Consider the following 25,160-nt stretch of genomic DNA (forward strand, 5'->3'; position numbering starts at 1 on the left):
GTGCGAGGCTTTGGAAAGCGCCTTGTCCGCCGATTCTGGTACGCGCCTGAGCGCCGGCGGCGCCGGCCAGTTGGAACTCGCGGCGTGGTCGGGGCATTGGAGTGAAGATGCGGGAATATTATTCGATCACGGAACTGACCCGCGAATTCGACGTGTCGACGCGGACGTTGCGCTTCTACGAGGATGAAGGGCTTGTGCAGCCGGTAAGGCGCGGCCGCACCCGGCTGTTCCGCCCATCGGACCGGCATCTGATCCGCCAGATCATGCGGGGAAAAAGGCTCGGCTTCTCGATCAACGAGATCCGCGAAATCATCCAGATGTACAGGGAGCCGCCCGGCGAGGTCGGCCAACTCAAATTGATGATCAAGCGAATCGAGGAAAAGCGCGAGGATTTGCGCCAGAAACGCCGCGACCTCGAAGAGACCCTGGCCGAACTCGACCAGGCCGAGGAATCCTGCGTCGAGCGGCTGGTGGAACTCGGCGTCACCACATAGGCGCGGTGTCAGCCTCGGCTCAAATCCAGCGCCGCACCCTTTTGGCGTAGTCCCGGTACTTTTTGCCAAATTTGGCGGTCAGCACCTTCTCCTCGCTCTCGATCGTCAGCTTCTGCGTCAAGAACGCCGCGATGACCGCCAGCGGCAGGAACCAGGCGATCCCCGTGACAAAGGCGAGGCTGACCAGCAGCAATGTGTTGGCGAGGTAGATCGGGTTGCGGCTGACGGCGAAGGGTCCGGTGGTCACCAGATGGTCAGGCACGCCGTTCGGGTTGAGCGTCGTCTTGGCGCGGATCATGGTGCGAATTGCCGTGAACCAGAGCGCGGCAACCGCCACCAACCCCACAAGGCCGGCGGCGAACAGGATGTCGCCGAGAAGATCGCCGATCCACGGCAGCGGATAGAACAGCCCTAGTGCGACGCTGACGATGATGGCGACGATATAGATCAGCGGCGGCCATGGGATGTGCCCCAGCTTCGGCTGCCCAGGATTTTGCTGCACGGGTTTCGGGTGACTGTCGCTCATTATTGTCCTCCCTCGATTAGCGCGTTCCCGGTTCCGCCGCCTCGGTTTGGGCGGTGCAGGTGCCGGCGAGCTCGCCAATATGCGCCTTCCACTCCAGGGACTGGTCGTTGCTGTAGAGCCGGTCAAGCGAGGCTTCGCCCTGGAGACTGTCCAGCATGCAGGCACAATAGCTGGAGCAGAACTCGGTGTCGCGTGCCTGCTGGCAGGATATCTGGCAGGATTTCAGAAAACTCACCTCCCTGGTTTCGGCCGGCGCCGGCATGAATTGCGAAAACAGCCAGACCGAGCCGATCAGCACCGGCTGATGGATCAAATAGAAGGCAAGGCTGTGCCGGCCGATGAAGACCAGCGGGTTTGCCCAGCGGCCGGGCGCCAAGGCCGACAGCCGCGTCAGTGCGCCGGAGGTGGCGGCGAGCTTGGTAACCGCGATGCCGGCAAGTACGGCGCCGAACCAGGGCAGCAGCGGAACGTAGTCATTGGAGCGCGGGTTGGTCGCCGACAGGCCGACCCACCACAAAGCCGGATGATCGAAAAGCTCGGATCGCAAGTAGAAAGGCGCGGCGATAACGAGGGCCGCCACGGCAAGCGTCAGCAGCGCCGGCAGCCGCAGGAACGCCAGGCCGAGCAAGCTGGCGAGCGCGATCTCGTGCAATATGCCGAAGAAGATGAAGCCGTCGGGCGTGGCGATGCGGGTGACCAGCGATATTGCGAGCGCTGCCCCGGCAACCATGGCGAAGCGCTTCCAGAAGCCGGTCCAGCGGATTTTTTTGCCATGGGCGAGATAGAGACTGATGCCGACCAGGAACAGGAAGCTCGAGGCGATGCAGCGCGCGTAGATTTTCCACCAGCCGAAGGCGGTGAGGCCGGGATCGGTGTAGCCGAAGAATTCGAGGTCCCAGGTGAAATGATAGCTCGCCATGGCAAGCAATGCGATGCCGCGTGCAATGTCGATAGCGGCGATGCGCTTCGACTTCGGTTGATCCTGAACGGCTGCGCTCGGCGTGTCGATGCTCATTGGTCTCGCTGTCTTGGTTCAGCCCCGGCAAGACGACTATCACGGTTGCCACCGTCAAAAGAAGCAGGGCCTTGCGTCACGTTGGTGACGGTCGGCATCAGGGCTGCTTTAGGCCAGAGCCGGAAAGCCTTTGGCCGGCTTCGCTTTTTGCCGTGAAGGCGTCGGTTTCCTGTTACCCGGCCAGGAATCGCCGCGGCAGATTTGTGCTCCAACCCTGCTTCGGGCGATTCGGCTTCGGGGAACACAATGGCTACCCATGTGCGCCATCCGATCTGGCTTGCGGCCTTGCGGCCGGCGGATGCCCGCACCTTCGCCTCGCTCTATGCGGTCGAATCCTTCGCGCGCGCCACCGTGTCCAGCGTCATCCCGATCCAGGCCTACGAGATACTGCACAACGAGCAGATCGTTTCGATCCTCTACACGATCGTGGCGATGCTCGGCCTGTCGGCGACGCTGTTCATGCCGATGCTGATCGCCCGCTTTGCCCGGCGCTGGGTCTATACCGCCGGCGCCTGCCTGCTGGCCGCCGGCTCGCTGTTCTTCGTCGCCCATACGCTGGCCGGCCAGGTGGTCGGCATGCTCTGCCGCGTCGTCGGCGCCGGCGCGCTGGCGATCACGCTCAACCTCTACATCATGGACCATATCCGCAAGACCGATTTCATGCAGGCCGAGTCGCTGCGCATGGCGTGGTCGATGCTTGCCTGGACCGCCGGACCGACCCTCGGCATTTACCTCTACACGCGTTTCGGCATCTATGCCGCGCATGGCGCGGTGGCCGTCTTCGCCATGGCTTTGCTGGCGCTGTTCTGGACTTACCGGCTTGGCGATAACCCGTCGATCCGCCCCGGCAAGACGCGGCCGGTCAATCCGCTGGCCAATATCGGCCGCTTCGTCGCGCAGCCAAGGCTGAGGCTGGCCTGGCTGATCGCCTTCGGCCGCTCCTGCTTCTGGACGACGTTCTTCGTCTATGGGCCGCTGTTCATGGTGATCACCGGCGAAGGCAAGCTCGCCGGCGGCCTCTTGGTTTCGGCCGGCAATGCGCTTTTGTTCATGGCCATCTTCTGGGGCAGGGCAGGAAAGCGTTTCGGCGGCCGGCGCACCATGACGTTCGGCTATTTCGCGATGTCGGCAACGCTGCTGGCGGCCGGCGCCGTCGGCGAGGCCGCACCGCTCATCACCGGCGCCTTGCTGCTTTGCGGTGCTTTCTTCACCATCGCGCTCGATGCGCTGGGCTCGACCGCCTTCATGCGCTCGGTGCGCTCGTATGAGCGGGCACAGATGGCGGCGGTCTACCGCACCTATCTCGACTTTTCCGAGCTGACGCCGCCGCTGGTCTATTCCGTGGTGCTGGCGTTCTTCGGCCTAGGCGCGGTTTTCGCGACACTCGGCCTGCTGGCGGCGATCTGCGGCTTCGTCACCTGGCGCTATCTGCCCAAATCGCTTTGATGTTCGAGCGCCGCATGGCGCTCGCGCACCCAATTGTGGAAGCGGTGCAGTGCCGCATCGAACGCAGGCCGTTCTGTTCGACCGCGTAGATCGCGACGTCTGCGGCGCCAGTTCTCCGGTTTGGCGAGGCGGCGCATTCGCCACACGATCCGGCGGAATTTGGTTTGCCGGGCGCGGCGATTCTGCCTATAGTCGCTGATGTCGTCGGTTCCGTTTTGGAACCAAGAGGGAATGCGGTGCGGGCGAAATTGTTTGCCCAATGCCGTGGCTGCCCCCGCAACTGTGTGCGGTAGTCCTCTCCATATGCCACTGAAGGTTCGCCTTCGGGAAGGTGGGGAAGGGCGCTGATCCGCGAGCCAGGAGACCTGCCGGCGACAGGAAACTGACTTCTATGCCCTCGGGTGGAGGGCGAAAGGACAAGACATGAATACCGCTTCCGTTTCGCTCGGCGCTTCCGCCTCCTCGCAGTCGCGTCTCATGCAGCTGGCGCTTGCTGCATTCCTCGGCATTTTCGTCATGGGCTTTGTCGGCTTCTCGCATATCGATGCGGTCCACAATGCCGCGCATGACTATCGCCACTCGATGGGCTTTCCCTGCCACTGACAAGGGGCTGACATCATGACACTGTTTCGCAACGTCGTGTTCATCGCGGCGATCGCAGGGCTTGTGGCCGGCGTCGTTCTCGCCTGCATGCAGGCCTACGCCACCGTGCCGCTCATCCTGAAAGCGGAAGTCTACGAACAGGCCGGCGGCGGCCATGACCATGCCGCGGCACCTGCGGCACCGGCCGAAAACGCCGCCGGCACGATGGCTATGAGCAGCGCCGCGCCGGCACCGGCTGAAGCAATGGCTCCGGCCGAAGACGAAGGCTGGGCGCCGGCCGACGGCTTCGAGCGCTTTGGCTTCAACGTCGTTGCCAATATCGTCACCGGCATTGGCTTCGCACTGGTCCTGGTCGCGGTTTCGGAATTCGCCGGCGGCATCGGCAATTGGCGCCAGGGCCTGTTCTGGGGCCTGGCCGGCTTTGCCGTGTTCACGCTGGCGCCCGGCCTCGGCCTGGCGCCGGAACTGCCGGCGATGCCGGCGGCCGACCTTGTTCAACGCCAGATCTGGTGGTGGGCAACAGTGGTGGCGACAGCGGCCGGTCTCGGCCTTATCGCCTTCCGCAGATCGCTGCCGCTGGCGATCCTTGCCGTGGCGTTGATCGTTGCGCCGCATATTGTCGGCGCGCCGCAGCCCGACAGTTTCGAGACGGCGATCCCGGAAGGCCTGCATCATCAGTTCGTGGTGGCGGTGACGCTGACCAATCTGGTGTTCTGGCTGGTGCTCGGTATGGTCGTCGGGCTGGTGCGCGGACGCTTCACCGGCGCGGCAACCAGCCTGCGCGACAGCTTTGCCTGACCGCGCTGCCGGGGCGCTGACCCTGGTCATCGGCGGTGCGCGCTCCGGCAAGAGCGCGCATGCCGAGAGGCTGGTGAGCGCCTGTCCGGCGCCGTGGAGCTATATCGCCACAGCGCAAGCCTATGACGAGGAGATGCGTCAGCGCATCGCGCTGCACCGCTCGCGGCGAGGCGATGGCTGGACGACCATCGAGGCGCCGCTCGACCTTGCCGGCGCGATCGAGGCACTGCCCGACGGCCAGCCGGTACTGATCGACTGCCTGACGCTGTGGCTGACCAACCATATGCTGGCCGACCATGATGTCGAGGCCGAATGCCGAAGGCTGGCCGATGTGCTGTCGCGGCCGCGTGGCCCGTGGTTCGTGGTGTCCAACGAAGTCGGCCAGGGCATCGTGCCGGACAATGCGCTGGCAAGACGGTTTCGCGATGCCGCCGGCCGGCTGAACCAGGACGTCGCGGCGGTCGCCGGCACCGTGCTTTTGATGGTGGCGGGGCTGCCGCTCAAGGTGAAATGACATGGCTGATACTATCGATCCCAAGACCATTGAACAGGGGGACGAGGAACGCCACCGCGCCAAGATGGCCAAGCGCAAGGCGGTGCAGGACGCCGAGGTTGCAGCCAAGACGGTCGAGAAGGGGCTGTTGATCGTCAATACCGGGCCGGGCAAGGGCAAGACCACGGCCGCCTTCGGTCTGGCGCTCAGGATGCTCGGCTACGGCAAGCGTGTCGGCGTCGTCCAGTTCATCAAGGGCAAATGGCACACCGGCGAGAAGGACGCTTTTGCCTGCTTCGGCGACCGCGTCGTTTGGCACGCCATGGGCGAGGGCTTTACGTGGGAGACGCAGGACCTGAAACGCGACATCGCGGCGGCCGAGGCCGCCTGGGCGAAGGCGCTCGAGCTGATGGCCGAGCCGTCGATCAGCCTGGTGGTGCTCGACGAGTTGAACATCGCGCTGCGTTACGACTATCTCGACCTCGAAAAGGTGGTCGCGGCGCTGAAGTCACGCCGCGAAGGCCTGCATATCGTCGTCACCGGCCGCAACGCCAAGCCGGCACTGGTCGAGGCGGCCGACCTGGTCACCGAGATGGGCGTGACCAAGCACCACTTCTCCGCCGGCGTGAAGGCACAGCAGGGGATTGAGTTCTGAGGGGTGTTGCTGGTTTGTCGAGGTCAGCGCTGCCCCCTCATCGCCTGCCGGCGACTTCTCCCCGTGAAGGACGGGGAGAAGGAGCTAGCCGCAACGCTGGCGATCTCCCTCTCCCTGTCTTTTCACGGGGAGGTAAGGCTGAGGGGCAGCGCCGACCTGAACCGATTATTTGAGGCGTTGCCCTATTTTGTTCTTGCTTTGTGCCGGCGGCTATGCTATTAATTTGGCTATGGTGCCAATTGGCTCCAACGACCCGCCGCTTGGCGGGTTTTTTGTTTCCGTCGATCTCGAGCGCAGGTCACGCCAAGATAACAACCACTGCGACCACCCCGAACAGCGCAATCAGCAGCAAGTCGGCGACCCGGTAGAGTTTCAGAGCCCGTCGAATGTCGGTGCTCTCGACATCGTCGCGGCGGCCGCCTTCGCCCATCAACGCGTCTTCGACCATCACGCCGTCGTAGGAACGGGGGCCGGCGAGCGCCAGGCCGAGCGCGCCGGCCATCGCTGCCTCCGGCCAGCCGGCATTGGGCGAGCGGTGTTTTTTCGCATCGCGCCGCACGGTGTGCCAGGCGGCTTTGGCGTCGGCGCCCTTTACCAGGAAAGCCGCAAGCACGATCAGCAGCGCCGTCAGCCGCGACGCCGGCAGGTTGATCCAGTCGTCGAAGCGCGCAGCCGCCCAGCCGAAGGCTTCGTGGCGCGGCGTGCGGTGGCCGATCATCGAATCGGCGGTGTTTGCGGCCTTGTAGGCGGCGCCGCCGGCGAGCCCGCCAATGCCGATCCAGAAGGCCGGCGCGACGACGCCGTCGGAGAAATTCTCGGCAAGACTTTCGATCGCTGCGCGGCAGACAGCGGCCCTGTCGAGCTTTTCCGGATCGCGGCCGACGATCCTGGAGACGGCAATGCGGCCCATGTCCAGTCCGCCGCTGTCGAGTGCGTCGGCCACCGCTTCGACATGCTCGGCAAGGCTCTTCTGCGACAGCAGCGACGTCGCCAGGATTGCGGTGATCAACAAGCCGAGGGGAATGCTCCAAAGCATGGCTTCGATCCAGAAGGCGACGGCGGCCGGCACCAGCACGATTACCAGCAGCGCGACGACGCCCCAGCGGCGACGGTCGGCGTCGGAATCAGTGGCGCGGTTGAGCCTGCGGTCGAGAAAGGATATCAGCCTGCCGAACCAGGTGACGGGATGGCCAATGGCATCGAAGAGCCGGGCCGGGTAGCCGAGTACAAGTTCGATGGCCAGCGACAGGAAAGTGATCAGGATCGACATGAAGTCTCTTGATGGGGTAACGGCGGCAGTGGACCACGGCGGAAGCCTTGGCCGGGCGAGGGCGCTTTTCCCTCACGCGCCGCTGCCTTTCGTCGACCTCTCGACCGGGATCAATCCGCACTCCTACCCGCTTTTCGATTTGCCCGCCACCGCCCTGTCGCGATTGCCGGAAACGGCGCGCAGCCGCGACTTGGCTGAACTCGCGGCAAGCGCCTATGGCGCGCCGTCGGCGGCGAACGTCGCGGCGGCGCCCGGCACGCAGATCCTGTTGCCGCGCGTCGCTTCGCTGGTCAGCCCGGGTAAGGCGCTGGTGCTCGGGCCGACTTATGCCGAGCATCGGCGGGCAGCAGCGATCGCCGGCCACGCGGCGGCTGAAGTCGATGATTTCGAAGCCCTGGCGGCGGCCAACCTTGCGATCGTCGTCAATCCAAACAACCCGGACGGGCGCGTCGTCGAGCGCGAAAGATTGCTTCGACTTGCCGGGACGTTACGCGCCAGAGGCGGGCTGCTGGTCGTCGACGAAGCCTTCATGGATGTCGGCCCGCGCAGCGAGAGCCTGGCCGGCGATGTCGACCAGGGCGGCATCGTCGTGCTGCGCTCATTCGGCAAGTTCTTCGGCCTGGCCGGCCTGCGGCTTGGGTTTGCATTGGCCGACGCGCTGATGGTCGAGCGGCTGGAGGCGCAATTCGGGCCATGGGCGATTGCCGGGCCGGCGCTCGAATATGGCATAAGGGCGCTTGCCGACACCGGCTGGCAGGCCGGGATGCGGCGCCGTCTGGCCGAGGACGCCGCACGGCTCGACGCGCTGTTCGGCCGCTTCGGCGTGCCTGTCGCCGGTGGCACCACGCTGTTCCGCTATCTCAGGCTGGCGAACGCTGCCGGCCTGTTTTCGGCGCTTGGCCAGCGCGGCATCCTGCTTCGGCATTTCGCCGGCCGGCCGGATGTGCTGCGCGCCGGCCTGCCGGGAGCCGACGAAGAATGGCGGCGGCTCGAATCCGCACTTGCCGGCTGGGCCTCGCGGCGCGACGATGATGCCAAGGGAGAAACGACCCAATGATCCATGTCTGCTCGCTGTCCAAAGTCGAGGAAACGGTAACGAAGACCGGCGCCGGGCGGCTGCTTTCGCTGCTCGCCGCCGGAACGGAGGTGGTGCGACCGGCCTCGATCACCAGGGAAAACCATCTGCATCTGGTCATGCACGACATTGCGGTGGCGCAGGAGGGCATGACCATGCCGGGCGAGGAGCACGTTGTGACCCTGCTCGATTTCGCTCGCCAATGGGACCGCTCGCGGCCGCTGGTGGTGCATTGCTATGCCGGTATCAGCCGCTCGACCGCCTCGGCCTATATCATCGCGGCAGCGCTGGCGCCGAAGCGCGACGAGGCCGAGTTGGCCGAGACTCTGCGCAGGCTGTCGCCCACGGCGACACCCAATCCGCGGCTGATCGCGATCGCCGACACGCTGCTCGATCGCAGGGGCCGGATGATCGAAGCGATCCAGGCGATCGGGCGCGGCGCGGATGCTTTCGAAGGCACACCGTTCGAATTGAAAATCTGAGCCTAAAAACAAGTTCCAGGAAAGTGCGCAGGAGTTCTAGGAAACGGCCAAGGGGCGAATGATGATCGGGAGAATTTTGGCCATCGTTGTTGGCGTGGTCTGCGCGACAGGCAGCGCCGTGGCCGCCTCCATGCCGGCTCTCAAGTCGATCGACCTGGCAGCGCTCCAAGCCACTGTCGAGGGTTTGGCCAAGGAACTTATGCTGCCCGGTGCTATGGTTTTGCTCAAGACTCCGCGGGGCAACCTCGTCTTCGGCTACGGAACGACTGAACTGGGTGCCACGAACCCGCCGCGCGCCGATACCCACTTCCGTGCGGCCTCGAACACCAAGACGATGACCGCCGCTGTTATCGTGCAACTGGTGCAGGAACGGAAACTGAGCTTCGCCGATCTGATCTCGAAATACGTCCAGCGCGTTCTCAACGGCGACGAGATAACCATTCGGCAGCTCATAACAATGCGGAGCGGCCTCCCTAACTTCACAAATGCGCCGGAACTTGCCGAAAGCCTGGACAAGTATCCTTACAGGGTATGGACCGCCGATGAAGTACTCGGCATGGCGTTCAAACGGCCGCCGGACTTCGCGCCGGGTGCCGAATTCGAGTACAACAACACCAACTACTATCTGCTCGGCCTTGTTGCCGAGAAGATCGACGGCAAGCCGCTCTCGACCATCTTCCGGGACCGCCTTTTTGGGCCGCTCGGCATGAAGAACACGGCGTTGCCGCCGAGCACGTCGAACGCCATCCCCGAGCCATACTCAAACGGTTACCTCTACGGCAGTACTTCGTACGCCCTGGCTGATGCGCCCTATCCGGACGACCTCCAGGCTGCGGCCAGGGCCGGAACGCTCAAGCCCAACGACGACACATGGCAGAACCCGTCCGCCTACTTTGCGGCTGGCGGAGTCATCTCCACCGCCGATGACCTCGCGACCTGGATGCGCGCGCTGGTCGGGGGCAAGCTCTTCAATGCCGACTTCCAGCGGCAGTGGCTTGCAAGCCCTGTGGCGCCGGAGCCGGGCGAACCCGCCATGCAAAAATACGGCTATGGCATCCTAACGCTGACCTTCGGGCCTAACGAAATCTTCTATCACGAAGGCGAGATGCCCGGTTACCAGTCCTTCATGGGCTACGATCCGACCAATGACGTCACCCTGGTCATATGGACCAACCTGACTCTCGCGCTCGACGGCCAGGCGACCGCCAACACCTTGATGGTGAAGATACTGGACGAAATCTACACGGTGTCGCCGCTTCAAGAGGGGAAGTGAGGATCCTCGCGCGCGAATGGAATCGCCCCTCGTGAGCGGGGCCCGAGCTGGTGGGATCAAACACCTACGCCAGCCAATCCGCCAGCTTGGCCTTGCGCATGTCCCTAACCAAGCCGATGAAGCCGTCGGCCTGATGCTCGGCGGTGAGCCGGCCTTTTTCGGCGGTGGCAATGCTGGCGTCGCCGACCACGCCATTCGGGTTGAGATCGCTGGCGATCCAGGCGAAGGCGTGCGTTCCGGTGTGGCGCAGCAGCGAAAATTCCTTTTCGGCGCGGGCAACCTTGGACACGAAATTGTCGGCCTTGGCCATATCGACGAGGTCGGACCGGAAATGCAGCATCAGCGAGGTCTCGACGTCGCCGCCATGAATGCCGTGGCGGTCTTCGAGATCGGTGTACATACCGGCCGGCCGGCCAAAGCGCTGCCAGCTGGTCTTTACCGCCAGCATCTTTGCCCGCACACGCAATTCGCGGGTGACGATGCCCATGATCTCTTCATTGCCGCCATGCGAGTTGACGACAATCAGTTTTCGGACGCCGGCGCGCGCGACCGACAGGCCGAGTTCGGTCCATGCCTCGACCAAGGTCGTCGCCGGCAGGGTGAGGGTGCCGGGCGCATGCAGGTGCTCGTTCGACTTGCCTACCGCCTGCACCGGCAGGATGCGGATGTCGAGATCGCCGGGCAGGCGGGCGATCACCGTTTCCAGCATACCGTTCATGATCGAGGTGTCGGTCGAAACCGGCAGATGCGGCCCGTGCTGCTCGATCGCTGCCAGCGGCAGAACGGCAATGGTCGCCTCAGGATCGATGGTCGCGTATTCGGTGGTCCGGTAGTCACCCCACCATACGCGCTTTTTTGTTCCGGCCATTTTGAACCTCGAAGAGACTGAATGGGTTTGCGCTGCCCCTCACCCTTAGCCTCTCCCCGTGAAGGACGGGGGAGAGGGGGATCGCCAGCGTTCCGGCTAGCTCTTCTCCCCGTCACTACACGGGGAGAAGGCGCCGGCAGGTGGATGAGGGGCAGCGCCAACCTTTGTCGTGTAACTTGAGATCATCGGCCTGTCGATTCCAGCCGCTGGCCAGCGCTGCTCAACCCGCCGCGATGACCTCGATCTCGACCTTGAATTCCGGCCGGGCAAAACCTGAAACGATCATCAGCGTCGAGGCCGGCGCAGGGCTGGCGAACAGCCGGTCGCGAACCTCCATATAGGGGCGCAGGAAGGCGCGGTCGGTGACGTAGGCGTTGATGCGGACGATGTCGGACAGGCTGAGCCCGGCCTCGCCGAGAATCGCCGATATGTTCTGGAAACAGAGCTCGGCCTGTGCGCCGGCGTCTTCCGGGATCTGGTCGTCCGCTGTGATCGCGACCTGGCCCGAACACAGCACCAGCCGCTTGCCGGGCGGCAGCTCGACGCCGTGGCTGTAGCGGGCGAAGGGCGGCTTGATCGACTTCGGCGTGAGAAATTTGAACATGGCAATCTCCGTTCACGGCAGCCTATCGCATCGGCCCGAAAATCGAGATCGATTTTCGGAAAGCACGATGCGACAGGATACGAAGTTTTAGAGCGTACTTTGTGCGTCCAAGTGGACGCACGTCGCTCTAATGCGGGATCGATACGGGCATCAAGATGGCGGTGCATGTCACGAGGGCGAATGTGGACAGGCGATCAAAAAATAGGCACGATGCCTTTCGTACAGCATGACCCGTCCGGCCTTCGCGCCGCCATTGCACAGGCGGGCATTGCACAAGCGGGCGGTCCCGGCGCAACGCGCCGGTGGCATGTGTCTTGCTTCTTGAAACAATGGTGTCGAGCCCGCCGCGTGACGCGCCGGAGCGAACAAAGGGTGGTGTGGATGTACGGAAAACTGAAGATTTCGGCCGGCGCGATCGTGCTGCTTGGCGCAGGCACGCTTGCTGCGGCAGCGAACGAAAAAGTCACCTTCGGCACCAATTGGCTGGCCGAGCCGGAGCATGGCGGTTACTACCAGGCGGTGGCGGATGGCACCTATGCGGCCTGCGGCATCGACGTGACGATCATGCAGGGCGGCCCACAGGTCAGCGGCCGGCCGCTGCTGCTGGCCGGCAAGATCGATTTCTACATGGGCGGCAATTTGCTGTCGGCCTTCGATGCCGTGCAGCAAGGCATACCGATGCGCGTCGTGGCCGCCGACTTCCAGAAGGACCCGCAGGTCATCATGTCGCATCCCGGCCAGGGGCTGGACAAATGGGAAGACCTGAAGAACGCCGACCAGTACATCCTCGGCGACGAAGGTGCGCAGACCTTCTTCCAGTGGATGGTCACCGACCTTGGCTTCGATGCCGCCAAGCGCGTGCCATACACCTTCAACCCTGCGCCGTTCATCGCCAACAAGAAGTCGATCCAGCAGGGTTACGTCACCTCGGAGCCATTCGCCGTCCAGAAGCAGGGCGGTTTCACGCCGAACCAGTTCCTGCTGGCCGACTATGGCTGGGACACATATGCAACGACGGTCGAGACCATGCAGGAGACGATCGACAAGCGGCCCGAGGTAGTCCAGTGCTTCGTCGATGGTTCGGCCAAGGGCTGGTACAATTATCTCTACGGCGACAACAAGGCCGCCAACGAAATGATCAAGAAGGAAAATCCGGACATGACGGATGAGCAGATCGCCTTCTCGATAGAGCAGTTGAAGAAGTTCGGCGTGGTCGATTCCGGCGACAGCGAAAAGCTCGGCATCGGCGCCATGACCGACGCGCGCATCCAGAGTTTTTACGACAAGATGGTCAAGGCCAAGGTCGCGTCGGCGGGCATCGACATCAAGAAGGCCTACACGCTTTCCTTCGTCAACAAGAGCGTCGGGCTCGACCTGAAGAAGTAGACCGTGAAGCTGGAGAAAGTGGCGCAACAGCCAGGAAGTGTACCGGGGCCGACGCTGTTGGCGCTGCGTGGCGTCGGCAAGTTTTTTTCCAACGGCGTCACCGCGCTCAGCAATGTCGAGCTGACGATCCGGGAAGGCGATTTCCTCAGCCTGCTCGGGCCGTCCGGCTGCGGGAAATCGACGGCTCTCCGGCTGATTGCCGGCCTGTCGACGCCGACCTCGGGCCTGCTCGACTGGCGCGGCAGCGGCGCCCGCGATCGTTCGAATATCGGCGACCGCTCGAATATCGGCTTCGTCTTCCAGGAGCCCACGCTGCTGCCCTGGGCCGACGTCTTCGACAATGTCTGGCTGCCGCTGCGGCTGAAGGGCGTGTCGCGGGCCAAGGCGGCACCAACGGTGATGGAGATGCTGGCGCGGGTTCACCTGACCGGCTTCGAGAAGGCGGTGCCGCGCGAACTGTCGGGCGGCATGAAGATGCGCGTCTCGATCGCCCGCGCCATGGTGACCAAGCCACGGATTTTGTTGATGGACGAGCCGTTCGCGGCACTCGACGAGATCACCCGCTTCAAGCTCAACAATGACCTTCTGGAGCTATGGCAGGATGAGCGTTTCACCGTCGTTTTCGTCACCCACAGCGTCTTCGAAAGCGTTTTCCTCTCCAACCGCGTCGTCGTCATGGCGGCGCGGCCGGGCCGAGTGTTCGCGGAGCTTGCCGTCGACGCGCCCTATCCGCGCGACGAGGCGTTTCGCACCTCGCCCGACTATGCCGCGCTCTGCCGCCAGGCATCCGACGTGCTGATCGGCGCCATCAACTCAACTGCCGGACCGCATCATGACGGCCATTGAAGAACCAGTCCTGGCGCTCGACCCGGAGGAGGCGCGCCGCGTCCGCCAGGAGCGCTTCGAGCGCATCGGCAGATGGCTGCTGCCGCTGGCCATCATGATCCTGGCGATCTGGCTGTGGGACCGTGTCTGCGTCTGGAACGACATCCCGAAATACATCCTGCCGCGTCCCGGCGTGGTGCTGCAGACGTTGCATGACGATGCCGGGCTGCTGTTCTCCTCGCTGCTGGTGACACTCAGGATCACCTTCTTGAGCCTGCTTCTCGCCGTCATCGGCGGCGTCGGGCTGGCGGTGCTGTTCGCTCAGTCGAAATGGGTGGAGATGTCGTTCTTTCCGTTCGCCATCGTGCTCCAGGTGACGCCGATCGTCGCGATCTTTCCGCTGATCAACATCTATGTCGACAACCAGACGACAAAGCTTTTGCTTTGCGCCTGGATCGTCGCCTTCTTCCCAATCCTCTCCAACACCACGCTCGGCCTCAATTCGGTCGACCGCAATCTGCGCGACATGTTCAAGCTCAATGGTGCGACCCGCTGGCAGCAATTGCGCTACCTGCGGCTGCCGGCGGCGATGCCTTATTTCCTCGGCGGGCTGAAGATCGCCGGCGGGCTGTCGCTGATCGGCGCGGTGGTGGCCGAGTTCGTCGCCGGTGCCACCGGCCAGTCGTCCGGCCTCGCCTCGCGCATCATCGAGGCCGGCTACCGGCTCAACGCGCCAAGGCTGTTCGCCGCGCTGATCCTGATCTCGCTCACCGGCATCCTGATCTTCCTGGTTCTGTCGCTGGTATCGCATCTCATTTTGCGGCGCTGGCACGAGAGCGCACTGAGGCAGGAGCGGTAGGCATGGTCGGCGCCGTTACCCCCCTCTGCCCTGCCGGACATCTCCCCCTCATGGGGGGAGATTGGACCTCATTTCGGATTTCGCCAATTACTGACGTGGCAAGGCGTGTGCCCCGGTTGAAGCTGCCCATCTCCCCCTTTGAGGGGGAGATGTCCTGCAGGACAAAGGGGAGTGCGGCTTGATACCAGCCTCTGGTCCTTATCATCTTGCAAACGTTCGTGTTCATCAGTCGCTGACGCCAGGACTTGCGGCTGCCTTCGATGCCGACGGCTTTGCGCTTACGGATATCGCCGTCGCCAATGGAAAAATCTCCAGCATTGCAGCACATCAGCGATCCAATGCACCGGCAGGCGCCACCGATCTCGGCGGCCGGATCGTCTTGCCCTGCTTCGTCGACTGCCACACCCATATCGACAAGGGCCATATCTGGCCTCGAAAGCCCAACCCGGACGGCACCTTCATGGGCGCGCTGAATGCAACGGGCGCCGACCGGGCGGCGCGCTGGAGCGCCGACGACGTTGCCCGCCGCATGGATTTTTCGCTGCGCTCGGCCTATGCGCATGGTACCAGGGCGCTGCGCACGCATCTCGACAGCGTTGCGCCGCAGGAAGAGATCTCCTGGCCGGTGTTCGAGACGATGCGGGATGAATGGCGCGGCCGCATCGAGCTGCAGGCGGTCTGCCTGCTCGGCATCGAGGGCGTGCGCGACAGGAAATGGTTCGAGAGGCTGGCCAAGCGAGTGGCTGCGGCCAACGGCGTGCTCGGCGTCGTCACCTATATGGTGCCGGATCTCGAAGAACTGCTTGACCAGGTATTTGCGCAGGCGATCAAGCACGGCCTCGACCTCGATTTCCATGCCGACGAGACCGACGATATCGCGGCGATCTCGTTGAAGAAAATCGCCGAAGCCGCCCTTTGGAACGGTTTCGAGGGGAACATCCTGGTCGGCCATTGCTGCTCGCTGGCGCGCCAGCCCGATCTCGACGTGCTCGACACGCTAGACAAGGTCGCCAAGGCCGGCCTGGCGGTGGTGTCGCTGCCGATGTGCAATCTCTATCTGCAGGACCGGCGCGGCGACAACACCACGCCGCGCTGGCGCGGGGTGACGTTGCTGCACGAGATGAAGGCGCGCGGCATTGCCGTGGCCGTCGCCTCCGACAATACGCGCGACCCGTTCTACGCCTATGGCGATCTCGACATGCTTGAGGTTTACCGGATGGCGACGCGCATCCTGCATCTCGACCATCCCGTCGCCGACTGGCCGAAAGCGGTGACTTCGACGCCGGCCAAGGTGATGCGGCTCGACGGTTTCGGCACGCTTGCCGCCGGAGCGCCGGCCGATTTCGTCGTCTTCAAGGGGCGGAGCTGGACGGAATTGCTGTCACGGCCCGAATCGGATCGCATCGTTGTACGCGACGGCCTGGCGATCGAGCGCCAGTTGCCCGATTATGCCGAACTCGATGATCTGATGGTGGAATGATGGATATTGCGGCGCTCAAGCGCGACCTGCACGGTTTGAAGATCGACGACCATCCGGCGATCGTCCAGCAGAAGAGCCGCGACTTCTACTGGTACAGCCCGGTGCTGAAGCAGCAGCTCGATCACGTCACCGGCGACCTGATCGTGACGCCGAAAACCGAAGACGAGGTCGTCCGCATTCTCGCTGCCTGTCACCGGCATGGCGTGCCGGTGACGCCGCGCGGCAGCGGCACCGGGAACTACGGCCAAGCGATGCCCTTGTCCGGCGGCGTCGTGCTCAATCTCGCCGAGATGAACGCGGTCAAGACGATCGCCCCCGGCCGTGTCGTCACCGGCCCCGGCGCCGTGCTCGCCGACATGGACAGAGCGACGCGGGCGCATTCCGGCCAGGAGCTCCGCATGTCGCCGTCGACCTACAACACGGCGTCGATCGGCGGCTTCGTCGCCGGCGGCTCCGGCGGTGTCGGCTCGATCCGCTGGGGCGGACTGCGCGACCTCGGCAATGTCATCCGGCTGAGGACCGTGACGATGGAGGCTGAGCCGCGTGTCATGGAGCTCACCGGCGAGGACGTGCTGAAGGTGATGCATGCCTACGGCACCAACGGCATCATCACCGAAGTCGAGATGCCGCTGACCGCCAGCTATGACTGGATCGACGTCATCGTCGGCTTCGACGATTTCATGGATGCGGCCGGGTTCGGCAACGACCTCGCCATCCAGGACGGCATACTGGCGAAACTGATCACGCCGATCGCAGCACCGATCCCCTACGATTATTTCAAGCGCCACCAGCGGTTTTTCCGGCGCGGCCAAAGCATCGTCGTCCTGATGATCGCACCGCATGCGATGGATGCCTTCCTTGCCTTCACGGCGCGCAGCAAGGGCGAGATTGTCTTCCGGGCCGACAAGGAGGCCGATCTCAAAGGGTTGCCGCCGGCCTATGAGCTGACCTGGAACCACACGACGCTGCGTGCCATCCGGGTTGATCCGACGATCACCTACCTGCAGACCCGCTACCCTTCGCCGGACCACCTCGGCCACGTCAAGGCGATGGTCGATCGCTTCGGCGACGAGGTGCCGGCGCATCTCGAATTCATCCGCTTCGACGGCGCCATCGGCATCGCAGGGCTGCCGCTGGTGCGTTTCACCACGGCGGAGCGGCTCGACGAGATCATCCGCATCCACGAGGACAATGGCTGCTGGATCTTCAACCCGCACCGCTACACGCTGGAAGAAGGCGGCATGAAGCGCACCGACGAGGTGCAGCTCGCCTTCAAGCGCGAAACCGACCCGCAAGGGCTGCTCAATCCGGGCAAGATGATCGCCTGGGAAAATCCGGACTATGATTATCGCTCGGGCAAGTCGTTTCTGTTCAAGGGGCTGGAGAACGCGGGTTGAACATCCTCGTCCTCTACGCTCATCCGGTGGAGACCAGCTTCAATGCCGGCCTGCACCGGACCATCGTCGAGCGCCTGAAGGCGGCCGGCCATGTGGTAGACGACTGTGACCTCTATGCCGAGAATTTCGATCCCAGGCTGACGCGCGCCGAACGGATGTCCTATCACGACGAACGCAGCGACGGCGATCCGGCGTCGCCTTATGTCGAGCGCTTGCTGCGGGCCGAGGCGCTGGTGCTGTCGTTTCCGGTGTGGAACTTCGGCTATCCGGCCATTCTGAAAGGCTTTTTCGATCGCGTCTTCCTGCCCGGTGTGTCGTTCAAGCTGGTCGCCGGCAAGGTGCAGCCGTCACTGCACAATATTCGCAAGGTGGTCGCCGTCACAACCTATGGCGGCAGCCGGTTCCGAGCCATGCTGATGGGTGACCCGCCGCGCAAGCTGGTCAATCGGGTGCTGCGCGCGACGATCCAGCCCGGCGGGTCGGTTTCCTACCTTGCGCATTACTCGATGAACCTGTCGACCGAGGGCAGTCGGACCAGGTTCGTGGCGAAGGTCGCGGCCAGGATGGACGCGCTCTGAGGTGCGCTACATCCGCACCCGTGCCGCCTTCGGATCGTACATCGGCTTAAGCGACGCCTCCGCCGCAAAGCGCTCGCCGGCGATCTCGATCTCGTAGGACGACGACAGGACATCCGCCTCGCTCTCGCCCTTGCAAGGCACGTAACCAAGCCCGATAGCGCCGCCGAGATGATGGCCGTAATTGCCCGAGGTGATCGGACCGACGATCCTGCCGTCGCGCAGGATCGCCTCGTTGTGGAAGAGCAGCGGCTCGGTGTCGTTCAGGCGGAACTGCACCAGCCGACGTGATAGGCCGGTTTCTTTCTTCTTCAGCACCGCATCGCGGCCGAGGAAGTCTCCCTTGGCCGTCTTCACGGCAAAGCCAAGGCCGGCCTCCAGCACATTGTCTTCGTCGGTGATGTCGTGGCCGAAATGCCTGAAGGCCTTTTCGATGCGGCAGGAATCCAGTGTGTGCAGGCCGCATAGCTTCAGGCCGACGTCGGCGCCGGCTTCTTCTATAGCCTCGAAGACGTGGGCGGCCTGATCGGTCGAGACATAAAGCTCCCAGCCGAGCTCGCCGACATAGGTGACGCGGTGGGCGCGGGCCAGCCCCATGCCGATTTCGATCTCCTGAAACGTCCCGAACGGGTTGTTTTCGTTTGAAAAATCGTTGGGGCTCACCCTTTGAATCAGCTTTCTCGCATCCGGGCCCATCAGGCAGAGCACGGCTTCGGCAGCGGTCACATCGGTGATGACGACGAACTCGTCGGCAAGGTGTTTTCGCAGCCAGGCTAAATCGCGCTGCAGCGTCGCACCGGGCACGACGAGGAAGAAGGCTGTTTCAGACAGCCGCGAGACGGTGAGGTCGCTCTCGATGCCACCGCGCTGGTTGAGCATCTGGGTATAGACGATCTTGCCCGGCGCCACATCCATGTCGTTGGCGCAGAGCCTTTGCAGGAAGGCGCAGGCGTCGCGGCCTTCGACGCGGATCTTGCCGAACGAGGTCATGTCGAACAGGCCGACGCCGTTCCTGACCGCCAGATGCTCCTCACGCTGGTTGTCGAACCAGTTCTGCCGTTTCCAGGAATAGCGGTATTCGCGCTCCTGGCCGGGCCTGGCGAACCAGTTGGCGCGCTCCCAGCCGGCGACCTCGCCGAACACCGCACCGCGCGCCTTCAGATGCTCATGCAGCGGCGAGCGCCTTATGTTCCGCGAAGTCGCCATCTGCCGGTAGGGGAAATGATCGGCGTAGAGCAGGCCGAGCGTTTCGGAAACGCGCTCCTTGAGATAACGGCGGTTCTTCTGGAACGGCTGAGCGCGGCGGATGTCGACCTCCCAGAGATCGAAAGGCGCCTCGCCGTCATTGATCCATTGCGCCAGCGCCATGCCGGCGCCACCGGAGGAGACGATGCCGATCGAATTGTAGCCGGTCGCCATCCAGTAGCCGGAAAGCTCCGGCGCCTCGCCGAGATAGTAGCGATCGTCGGGCGTGAAGCTTTCGGGGCCGTTGAAGAAGGTGTGGATGCCGGCGGTGCCCAGCATCGGCATGCGGTTGACGCCCATTTCGAGGATCGGCTCGAAATGATCCATGTCCGCGGGCAACTGGTCGAAGCAGAAATCCTCGCTTATGCCGTTCATGCCCCACGGCTTGGCTACCGGTTCGAAAGCGCCGAGCATCATCTTGCCGGCATCTTCCTTGTAGTAGGCGCACTCGTCCGGGACGCGCAGCACCGGCAGGCGGGAAAGCCCGGGGATCGGTTCCGTTACGAGATAGAAATGTTCGCAGGCGTGCAACGGGATGGTGACGCCGTTCTGGGCGCCAAGCTCGCGTGCCCACATGCCGGCGCAGTTGACGACGATGTCGGTATCGATCGTGCCTTGCTCGTCGCCCTGCGCCCAGGACACCCCGGTGACCCGGCCGGCCCTGGTATGGACCTTGGTCACCTTCACATTCTCGACGATCGTCGCACCACTCTGGCGCGCGCCCTTGGCCAAGGCCATGGCGATGTTGGCGGGGTCGCACTGGCCGTCGAGCGCCAGATGCACGGCGCCGACCACGTCGGATACATTGAGATGCGGGTACATCTGCTTGACTTCACCTGGCGAAATCTCGTGCACGTCGACATCGAAGGCGCGGGCGAGAGACGCCTGCCGATAGATCTCGTGCTTGCGCTCCTCGGTCAGCGCCACGGTGATCGAGCCGACCTGGCGCATGCCGGTGCCGACATCGGTCTCGGCCTCGAGCTTGACGTAGAGGTCGGCCGAATATTTCGCCAGCCGCGTCATGTTCTGCGAGCCGCGCAATTGGCCGATCAGGCCGGCAGCGTGCCATGTCGTGCCCGACGTCAGCTGCTTGCGCTCGAGCAGCACGATATCGGTCCAGCCGAGTTTGGCCAGATGATAGGCGACGGAACAACCGGAGACGCCGCCGCCGATGATAACCGCCCTTGCTTTGGGAGGAATGGCCTTGGTCGGAATGGTTTTGGTGGGCGGGGCGCTCATGCGGCCTCACGGCGATAGCTGGATGCGAAGCGGCGCAGGCGTGTGGCAGCCTCCATCAGCACCGGCTCAGGCTGGCAGAGGCTGAAGCGGATGTGGCCTGCTGCGGCCGCGCCGAAGCTCGAGCCGGGCATGACGCCGACCTTCTCCTGGTCGAGGAAAGCCCAGGCGAATTTTTCGTCGTCCGGCTCAATCGCCGATATGTCGAGCATCACATACATGCCGCCTTCGGAGCCGCGCACGGTGACGTTGTTCATCCCGCGCATGGCATCGAGAACGACGGCGCGCCTCGCGGCATAGCGCTCGGCGATCTCCTCGACGCCGTAGCCGTTTTCGAGCGCCTCGGCGCAGGCGAGGCTGATGAAGGCTGGCAGGCCGTAGGTCATCACCAGATTGAGGTCGGTCAGCAGCGAGATCATCTCCTCGGGCCCGGTCAGCCAGCCCATGCGCCAGCCGGTCATGCCGTGGCTCTTGGACATCGAATTGATGACCAGCGTGCGTTCCGCCATGCCAGGCAGCGAGCGTGGTGAGACGTGATCGCCGCCGCCCAGCGTCCAGTAGACCTCGTCCGACAGCAGCCAGAGGTCATGCTCGCGGCAGATCTGCGCCAGCTCTTCCAGGCGCTCGCGCGAATAGACGGCGCCCGTGGGATTGTTCGGCGTGTTGATCAGGATGGCGCGGGTGTTCGGCCGAAGGGCGGCGCGGATGTCGGCGGCGCGCGGCTGAAAGCTGTCTTCGGCGGGGGTCTCGACGACGCTGAACTCGGCGCCCGCCGCACTGAAGGTATTCGGATAGGTGGCGTAATAGGGCGCAACGACGATGGCATGGTCGCCCTGGTCGAGAACCGCTTGAATGGCCGCGTAAAGCGCGGCCTGCCCGCCCGGCGTGGCGATGACCTGGTCGGGGCTGGTCGCAACCCCGGTGCACCGCGTCGACGCCGCCGCCATCGCCTTGCGCAGGCGTGGAACGCCGGCAAGCGGCGTGTAGTGGTGATTGCTGGCGCGGACGGCCGTCACGCAGGCTTCGATCGTCTCGCTCGGCGTGTCAAAATCATGGTCGCCGACCGACAGCATGATGATGTCTTCGCCAGCCTGCTTGCGCGCCCAGGCAGCGGAATGAACCTCCCAGCCATCCTTGCCCGAGGGCACGATGCCGGAAATGCGCGATGATGGCCTAGGCATTATGCTACTCCCGAAATTTCGTAGCCGGCCTGTTCGAGCCGGTCGCGCAGCGCGGCGATGTGGGCCGGTCCGACTTCGCAGCAGCCGCCGACGATGCCGGCGCCAGCCTCGACCCAGCCGATCGCCTGGCCGGCATAGGCATCCGGATCGAGGTCGTGGCGGGCGTGCAGCACTTCCACTGTGCCGCCATGCTTGAGTGCCTCGACCGAGGTGAAGCCGTTGGCATAGGCGCCGACCGGCCCGCCGAGGGCGATCAGTTCGGGGAGCGCTGCAGCGATCGCCTCGGGCCGGCAGCAATTGATCAGCCGGGCCGTGACGGGCAGGCCGTCGAGAGCGCTTGCCGCCGCCGCAATGGCTTCGCCGCTGCGCAGGCGCGGTGCGCCGTGGTCGGCGAGCGTCCACGACACCCATACGGGCTTGCCGCTTTCCGATGCCGCGGTGACGGCGGCGCGCGCCTCTTCGGCCGACGCCATGGTTTCGCACAGAAACAGATCGACGCCGTCCGCCTGCTCGGCAACGATACAGCGATAGACGTCGAGCGTATCCTGGAAGGATATCGTCAGCGCTGGCGCATAGCTGCCGAACAGCGGCGACAGGCAGCCGGCGATCGCCGCGTCGCCGGCCTGGTCGCGTGCTTGCCTTGCCAGTTCTATGCCGAGCTTCTGCAACGGTTTGAACAGCTCTTCCGCGCCTTCGCGCGCCAGCCGCTCCGGCGTTGCGGAATAAGTGTTGATGGTGATGACGCGGGCGCCGGCGCGGATAAATTCGGCATGCAGGTCGCGCACCAGATCCGGTTCGTCGATGAGCACCCTGGCCGACCACAGCGGCGTCGGCTCGGAGCTGCTGCGGCGGACCAGCTCTTGGCCCATGCCGCCATCGGTGAGGATCACTTTCTTCATGCTCTGAGCCTCTCGTTCTTTGGATCCCATAACGGCTCGTCCTCCTGCACGACCGCCCGAAAACGTTCCCCGAAGATCTCGACCTCGACCGCCGTTCCCGGCTCGGTCAGGTCCGCGCGCAGCATGCCGAGCGCGATCGATTTGTCGATACGATGACCCCAGCCGCCGGACGTCGTCTCGCCGACGATCCGGCCGTCACGCCACAGCGTCGACATATAAGGCGCATCGCAGTCACCGGGGTTTTCGACGACAAGCGTGACGAAGCGTTTCTTGACGCCCTGCTGCTTCTCGTTCTGCAGCGCTGCCTTGCCGCGGAAGTCAGGCTTGTCCCATCTGACGAAGCGCTCCAGCCCGCCCTGCAGGATCGAATAGGCGGTCGACAGGTCGCCCTTCCAGGTGCGGTAACCTTTTTCGAGCCGCAGCGAATCCAGCGCGTACATGCCGAACGGTTTCAGGCCGTGCTTCTGGCCAGCTGCCCAGACGGTGTCGAAGATCGCTGCGGTATCATCGATCTTGCTGTGGATTTCCCAGCCGAGCTCGCCCGCGAAGGACACGCGCACCAGCTTTGCCCAACGTCCGGCGATACTGGTCTCCTGATGCGTCAGCCAGGGCAGGGTGAGGTCGGCCGCGCAGAGTTCGGCCAGGATTTTTCGCGAGTTGGGGCCGGCGAGGATCTGGGTAGAGTATTCCTCCGTCCTGTCGACCAGCTTGAATGCGGCGTCCTTCGGGATGCGCGATTTCAGCCATTCGAAATCATGCCATTGCGCCACCGCGGCGGTGATCAGCGTCATCAGGTTCTCGTCGTGGCGGACCACCGACATTTCGGTGACCATGCGGCCCTTGTCGTCGGCAAAATAGACGAGGCCGATGCGGCCGGGTTTCGGCACCAGGCCTGTGACCTGGAGGCTGAGCCATTCGGCCGCACCTGGACCATCGAGATTGAAACGGGAAAAGCCCGGCAGGTCCAGAATGCCGGCGGCATCGCGGACGGCGAGGCATTCTTGGCGCACACGATGCTGCCACGGCCCGTCGCGGCGGAAAGTCAGCGTGGCTTGTTCGGAGACGTCGTCACCGGGCTGCGCATACCAGGTGGCGCGTTCCCAGCCATTATAGGCATCGAACTGGGCGCCGAGTGCCTTGATGCGGCCGTGGAGCGGCGACAGCTTGCGGTCGCGTCCGGCCGGCCAGGCATGGCGCGGGAACTGGATGGCGTATTCGTTGCCGTAGATTTCCATGCCCTTGGCAACGCAATAATCCGGAGCCGAGGCGAAGGCGGTGAAACGGCGCGGATCGCAGGACCACATATCCCATTCGGCCTGGCCCTCGGTCACCCATTCGGCCAGCACCTTGCCGGCGCCGCCGCCCTGGGCGATGCCGAAGGTGAAGACGCAGGCCTCGAAGGCGCTGGGCACGCCGGGCATCGGCCCGATCAGCGGGTTGCCGTCCGGCGCATAGGGGATCGGCCCGTTGATGACCTTGGATAGGCCGGCGGTGCCGAGGATCGGCACGCGGGCGACAGCATCGGCCAGGTAATCTTCCAGCCGATCGAGATCGTCGGGAAACAGCTGGAACGAAAAGTCGTCGGGCATCGGGTCGTTGTGGCCGACCCAGTGGGCGCGGCAATTGCGCTCATAAGGGCCGAGATTCATGCCGTTCTTTTCCTGGCGCAGATAATAGGACGTATCGACGTCGCGCAGCAGCGGCAGCTTCTTGCCCTGTTCCTTCGACCAGGCCGCCAGTTCGGGGATTTCCTCGAACAGGATATATTGATGGCTCATCACCATCATCGGCACCTCGCGGCCGAACATCCTGCCGATCTCGGCGGCGCGGTATCCGGCGGCGTTGACGACGATCTCGCAGCGGATCTCGCCTTGCGCCGTCTCGACCACCCACTCGTCGTTTTCTCGGCGCACGCCGGTGACCGGGCAGAAGCGGATGATCTTCGCGCCCATGTCGCGGGCACCTTTAGCCAGCGCCTGGGTCAATTGCGCCGGGTCGATGTCGCCGTCATTCGGATCGTAGAGCGCGCCTTTCAGCTCATGCGTCTCGATGAAGGGGTAACGACGCTTGATCTCGTCGAGCCCGACGACATCGATGTCCATGCCCTGGTAGCGGCCCATGCCCTTGGCGCGCTGGAATTCCTGCATGCGCTCCGCGCTATGGGCTAGCCTGAGCGAGCCGGTGACGTGGTAGTTCATGGGATAGCCGACCTCGTCGCCCAGCCGGCGATAGAGTTCGGTCGAATATCGCTGCATGTTCATCAGCGACCATGACGACGAGAAAGTCGGCACGTTGCCGGCGGCATGCCAGGTCGAGCCGGAAGTCAGCTCGTTCTTCTCCAGAAGCACGCAGTCGATCCAGCCCGCTTTGGCGAGATGATAGAGCGAGGAGGCGCCGACGACACCGCCTCCGATGATCACAACGCGTGCCGTGGTCGGCAAACCGGCCATGTTCTTCTCCGACTATTTGTTTTGA

24 protein-coding genes and 1 riboswitch are annotated in these 25,160 nt (G+C 64.0%); of the genes, 15 read left to right on the forward strand and 9 right to left on the reverse strand.

What is annotated here, in order from left to right:
* Positions 1-107 precede the first annotated feature (107 nt).
* Positions 108-494 carry a MerR family transcriptional regulator gene (locus NKJ17_RS09660; protein ID WP_023676566.1) on the forward strand — a complete coding sequence of 129 codons (387 nt, stop codon included), beginning with the start codon at positions 108-110 and terminating at the stop codon, positions 492-494.
* Positions 495-513: 19 nt separating this feature from the next.
* Here NKJ17_RS09660 and NKJ17_RS09665 read toward each other — a convergent pair whose 3' ends face one another.
* Together NKJ17_RS09665 and NKJ17_RS09670 are read right to left on the reverse strand one after the other, a co-directional pair.
* Positions 514-1,020, reverse strand: coding sequence for a methyltransferase family protein (locus NKJ17_RS09665; RefSeq protein ID WP_352688122.1), 507 nt, complete (start codon positions 1,018-1,020; stop codon positions 514-516).
* 16 nt (positions 1,021-1,036) lie between these two features.
* Positions 1,037-2,035, reverse strand: a complete 999-nt coding sequence (locus tag NKJ17_RS09670; protein ID WP_352688124.1) for a heparan-alpha-glucosaminide N-acetyltransferase — start codon at positions 2,033-2,035, stop codon at positions 1,037-1,039.
* A 246-nt stretch (positions 2,036-2,281) separates the two neighbouring features.
* Here NKJ17_RS09670 and NKJ17_RS09675 point away from each other — a divergent pair, with 246 nt between their 5' ends.
* The 5 genes from NKJ17_RS09675 to cobO all read left to right on the forward strand — a co-directional run bounded on the left by NKJ17_RS09675 (position 2,282) and on the right by cobO (position 6,030).
* Positions 2,282-3,481, forward strand: coding sequence for an MFS transporter (locus NKJ17_RS09675; RefSeq protein WP_352688126.1), 1,200 nt, complete (start codon positions 2,282-2,284; stop codon positions 3,479-3,481).
* Between the two features lie 188 nt (positions 3,482-3,669).
* Positions 3,670-3,868, forward strand: a riboswitch (cobalamin riboswitch).
* A gap of 36 nt (positions 3,869-3,904) precedes the next feature.
* The gene (locus NKJ17_RS09680; RefSeq protein WP_023676561.1) at positions 3,905-4,084 is read left to right on the forward strand and encodes a CbtB domain-containing protein; all 180 of its coding nucleotides are present in this window, start codon (positions 3,905-3,907) and stop codon (positions 4,082-4,084) included.
* 15 nt (positions 4,085-4,099) lie between these two features.
* Positions 4,100-4,882 carry a CbtA family protein gene (locus NKJ17_RS09685; RefSeq protein WP_352688128.1) on the forward strand — a complete coding sequence of 261 codons (783 nt, stop codon included), beginning with the start codon at positions 4,100-4,102 and terminating at the stop codon, positions 4,880-4,882.
* Positions 4,875-5,396 carry a bifunctional adenosylcobinamide kinase/adenosylcobinamide-phosphate guanylyltransferase gene (cobU, locus tag NKJ17_RS09690; protein ID WP_352688130.1) on the forward strand — a complete coding sequence of 174 codons (522 nt, stop codon included), beginning with the start codon at positions 4,875-4,877 and terminating at the stop codon, positions 5,394-5,396. Before NKJ17_RS09685 ends, cobU begins: the two co-directional genes overlap by 8 nt.
* Position 5,397: 1 nt before the next feature.
* Positions 5,398-6,030: a cob(I)yrinic acid a,c-diamide adenosyltransferase gene (cobO, locus tag NKJ17_RS09695; protein ID WP_352688132.1), complete on the forward strand. Its 633-nt coding sequence runs from the start codon at positions 5,398-5,400 to the stop codon at positions 6,028-6,030.
* Between the two features lie 298 nt (positions 6,031-6,328).
* On the opposite strand, the gene cbiB is transcribed toward cobO, so the two are convergent.
* The gene (cbiB, locus tag NKJ17_RS09700) at positions 6,329-7,300 is read right to left on the reverse strand and encodes an adenosylcobinamide-phosphate synthase CbiB (protein ID WP_352688134.1); all 972 of its coding nucleotides are present in this window, start codon (positions 7,298-7,300) and stop codon (positions 6,329-6,331) included.
* Here cbiB and cobD point away from each other — a divergent pair.
* The 3 genes from cobD (at position 7,299) to NKJ17_RS09715 (ending at position 10,130) form a co-directional block, all read left to right on the forward strand.
* Positions 7,299-8,357: a threonine-phosphate decarboxylase CobD gene (cobD, locus tag NKJ17_RS09705; RefSeq protein ID WP_352688136.1), complete on the forward strand. Its 1,059-nt coding sequence runs from the start codon at positions 7,299-7,301 to the stop codon at positions 8,355-8,357. The genes cbiB and cobD overlap by 2 nt on opposite strands.
* Complete coding sequence (locus NKJ17_RS09710; RefSeq protein ID WP_352646973.1) at positions 8,354-8,857, forward strand: tyrosine phosphatase family protein; 504 nt, start codon at positions 8,354-8,356, stop codon at positions 8,855-8,857. Before cobD ends, NKJ17_RS09710 begins: the two co-directional genes overlap by 4 nt.
* 118 nt (positions 8,858-8,975) lie before the next feature.
* Positions 8,976-10,130 (forward strand): serine hydrolase domain-containing protein, encoded by a 1,155-nt coding sequence (locus tag NKJ17_RS09715; RefSeq protein ID WP_352688139.1) that lies wholly within the window; start codon positions 8,976-8,978, stop codon positions 10,128-10,130.
* Between the two features lie 64 nt (positions 10,131-10,194).
* On the opposite strand, the gene NKJ17_RS09720 is transcribed toward NKJ17_RS09715, so the two are convergent.
* Positions 10,195-10,998 carry a creatininase family protein gene (locus NKJ17_RS09720; RefSeq protein ID WP_352688141.1) on the reverse strand — a complete coding sequence of 268 codons (804 nt, stop codon included), beginning with the start codon at positions 10,996-10,998 and terminating at the stop codon, positions 10,195-10,197.
* 220 nt (positions 10,999-11,218) lie between these two features.
* Complete coding sequence (locus NKJ17_RS09725; protein ID WP_352688143.1) at positions 11,219-11,602, reverse strand: RidA family protein; 384 nt, start codon at positions 11,600-11,602, stop codon at positions 11,219-11,221.
* A 381-nt stretch (positions 11,603-11,983) separates the two neighbouring features.
* Between NKJ17_RS09725 and NKJ17_RS09730 the strand changes: the two genes are divergently transcribed.
* The 6 genes from NKJ17_RS09730 to NKJ17_RS09755 all read left to right on the forward strand — a co-directional run bounded on the left by NKJ17_RS09730 (position 11,984) and on the right by NKJ17_RS09755 (position 18,127).
* Positions 11,984-12,988: an ABC transporter substrate-binding protein gene (locus NKJ17_RS09730; RefSeq protein WP_352688145.1), complete on the forward strand. Its 1,005-nt coding sequence runs from the start codon at positions 11,984-11,986 to the stop codon at positions 12,986-12,988.
* A 3-nt stretch (positions 12,989-12,991) separates the two neighbouring features.
* Positions 12,992-13,834, forward strand: a complete 843-nt coding sequence (locus NKJ17_RS09735) for an ABC transporter ATP-binding protein (RefSeq protein ID WP_352688147.1) — start codon at positions 12,992-12,994, stop codon at positions 13,832-13,834.
* The gene (locus NKJ17_RS09740; RefSeq protein WP_254818144.1) at positions 13,821-14,672 is read left to right on the forward strand and encodes an ABC transporter permease; all 852 of its coding nucleotides are present in this window, start codon (positions 13,821-13,823) and stop codon (positions 14,670-14,672) included. Before NKJ17_RS09735 ends, NKJ17_RS09740 begins: the two co-directional genes overlap by 14 nt.
* 178 nt (positions 14,673-14,850) lie before the next feature.
* Positions 14,851-16,152, forward strand: coding sequence for a cytosine deaminase (locus NKJ17_RS09745; protein WP_352688149.1), 1,302 nt, complete (start codon positions 14,851-14,853; stop codon positions 16,150-16,152).
* The gene (locus NKJ17_RS09750; RefSeq protein WP_502906536.1) at positions 16,149-17,549 is read left to right on the forward strand and encodes an FAD-binding oxidoreductase; all 1,401 of its coding nucleotides are present in this window, start codon (positions 16,149-16,151) and stop codon (positions 17,547-17,549) included. Before NKJ17_RS09745 ends, NKJ17_RS09750 begins: the two co-directional genes overlap by 4 nt.
* On the forward strand, positions 17,546-18,127 hold the full coding sequence (locus NKJ17_RS09755) for an NAD(P)H-dependent oxidoreductase (RefSeq protein ID WP_352688151.1): 582 nt from the start codon (positions 17,546-17,548) through the stop codon (positions 18,125-18,127). Before NKJ17_RS09750 ends, NKJ17_RS09755 begins: the two co-directional genes overlap by 4 nt.
* Before the next feature lie 6 nt (positions 18,128-18,133).
* Here the strand turns inward: NKJ17_RS09755 and NKJ17_RS09760 are convergent, their stop codons facing one another.
* The 4 genes from NKJ17_RS09760 to NKJ17_RS09775 are packed head-to-tail and all read right to left on the reverse strand — an operon-like array spanning position 18,134 to position 25,135.
* The gene (locus NKJ17_RS09760; RefSeq protein WP_352688153.1) at positions 18,134-20,608 is read right to left on the reverse strand and encodes a GcvT family protein; all 2,475 of its coding nucleotides are present in this window, start codon (positions 20,606-20,608) and stop codon (positions 18,134-18,136) included.
* Positions 20,605-21,786 carry a pyridoxal phosphate-dependent aminotransferase gene (locus NKJ17_RS09765; RefSeq protein WP_352688155.1) on the reverse strand — a complete coding sequence of 394 codons (1,182 nt, stop codon included), beginning with the start codon at positions 21,784-21,786 and terminating at the stop codon, positions 20,605-20,607. The genes NKJ17_RS09760 and NKJ17_RS09765 overlap by 4 nt, the downstream gene beginning before the upstream one ends.
* A complete protein-coding gene (locus NKJ17_RS09770) occupies positions 21,786-22,685 on the reverse strand; it encodes a homocysteine S-methyltransferase family protein (RefSeq protein WP_352688157.1) in 900 nt (299 codons plus the stop codon). The genes NKJ17_RS09765 and NKJ17_RS09770 overlap by 1 nt, the downstream gene beginning before the upstream one ends.
* A complete protein-coding gene (locus tag NKJ17_RS09775; protein WP_352688159.1) occupies positions 22,682-25,135 on the reverse strand; it encodes a GcvT family protein in 2,454 nt (817 codons plus the stop codon). Before NKJ17_RS09775 ends, NKJ17_RS09770 begins: the two co-directional genes overlap by 4 nt.
* Positions 25,136-25,160 lie beyond the last annotated feature (25 nt).

The organism is Mesorhizobium sp. M0208, assembly GCF_040322015.1.
Taxonomy (GTDB): Bacteria; Pseudomonadota; Alphaproteobacteria; order Rhizobiales; family Rhizobiaceae; genus Mesorhizobium.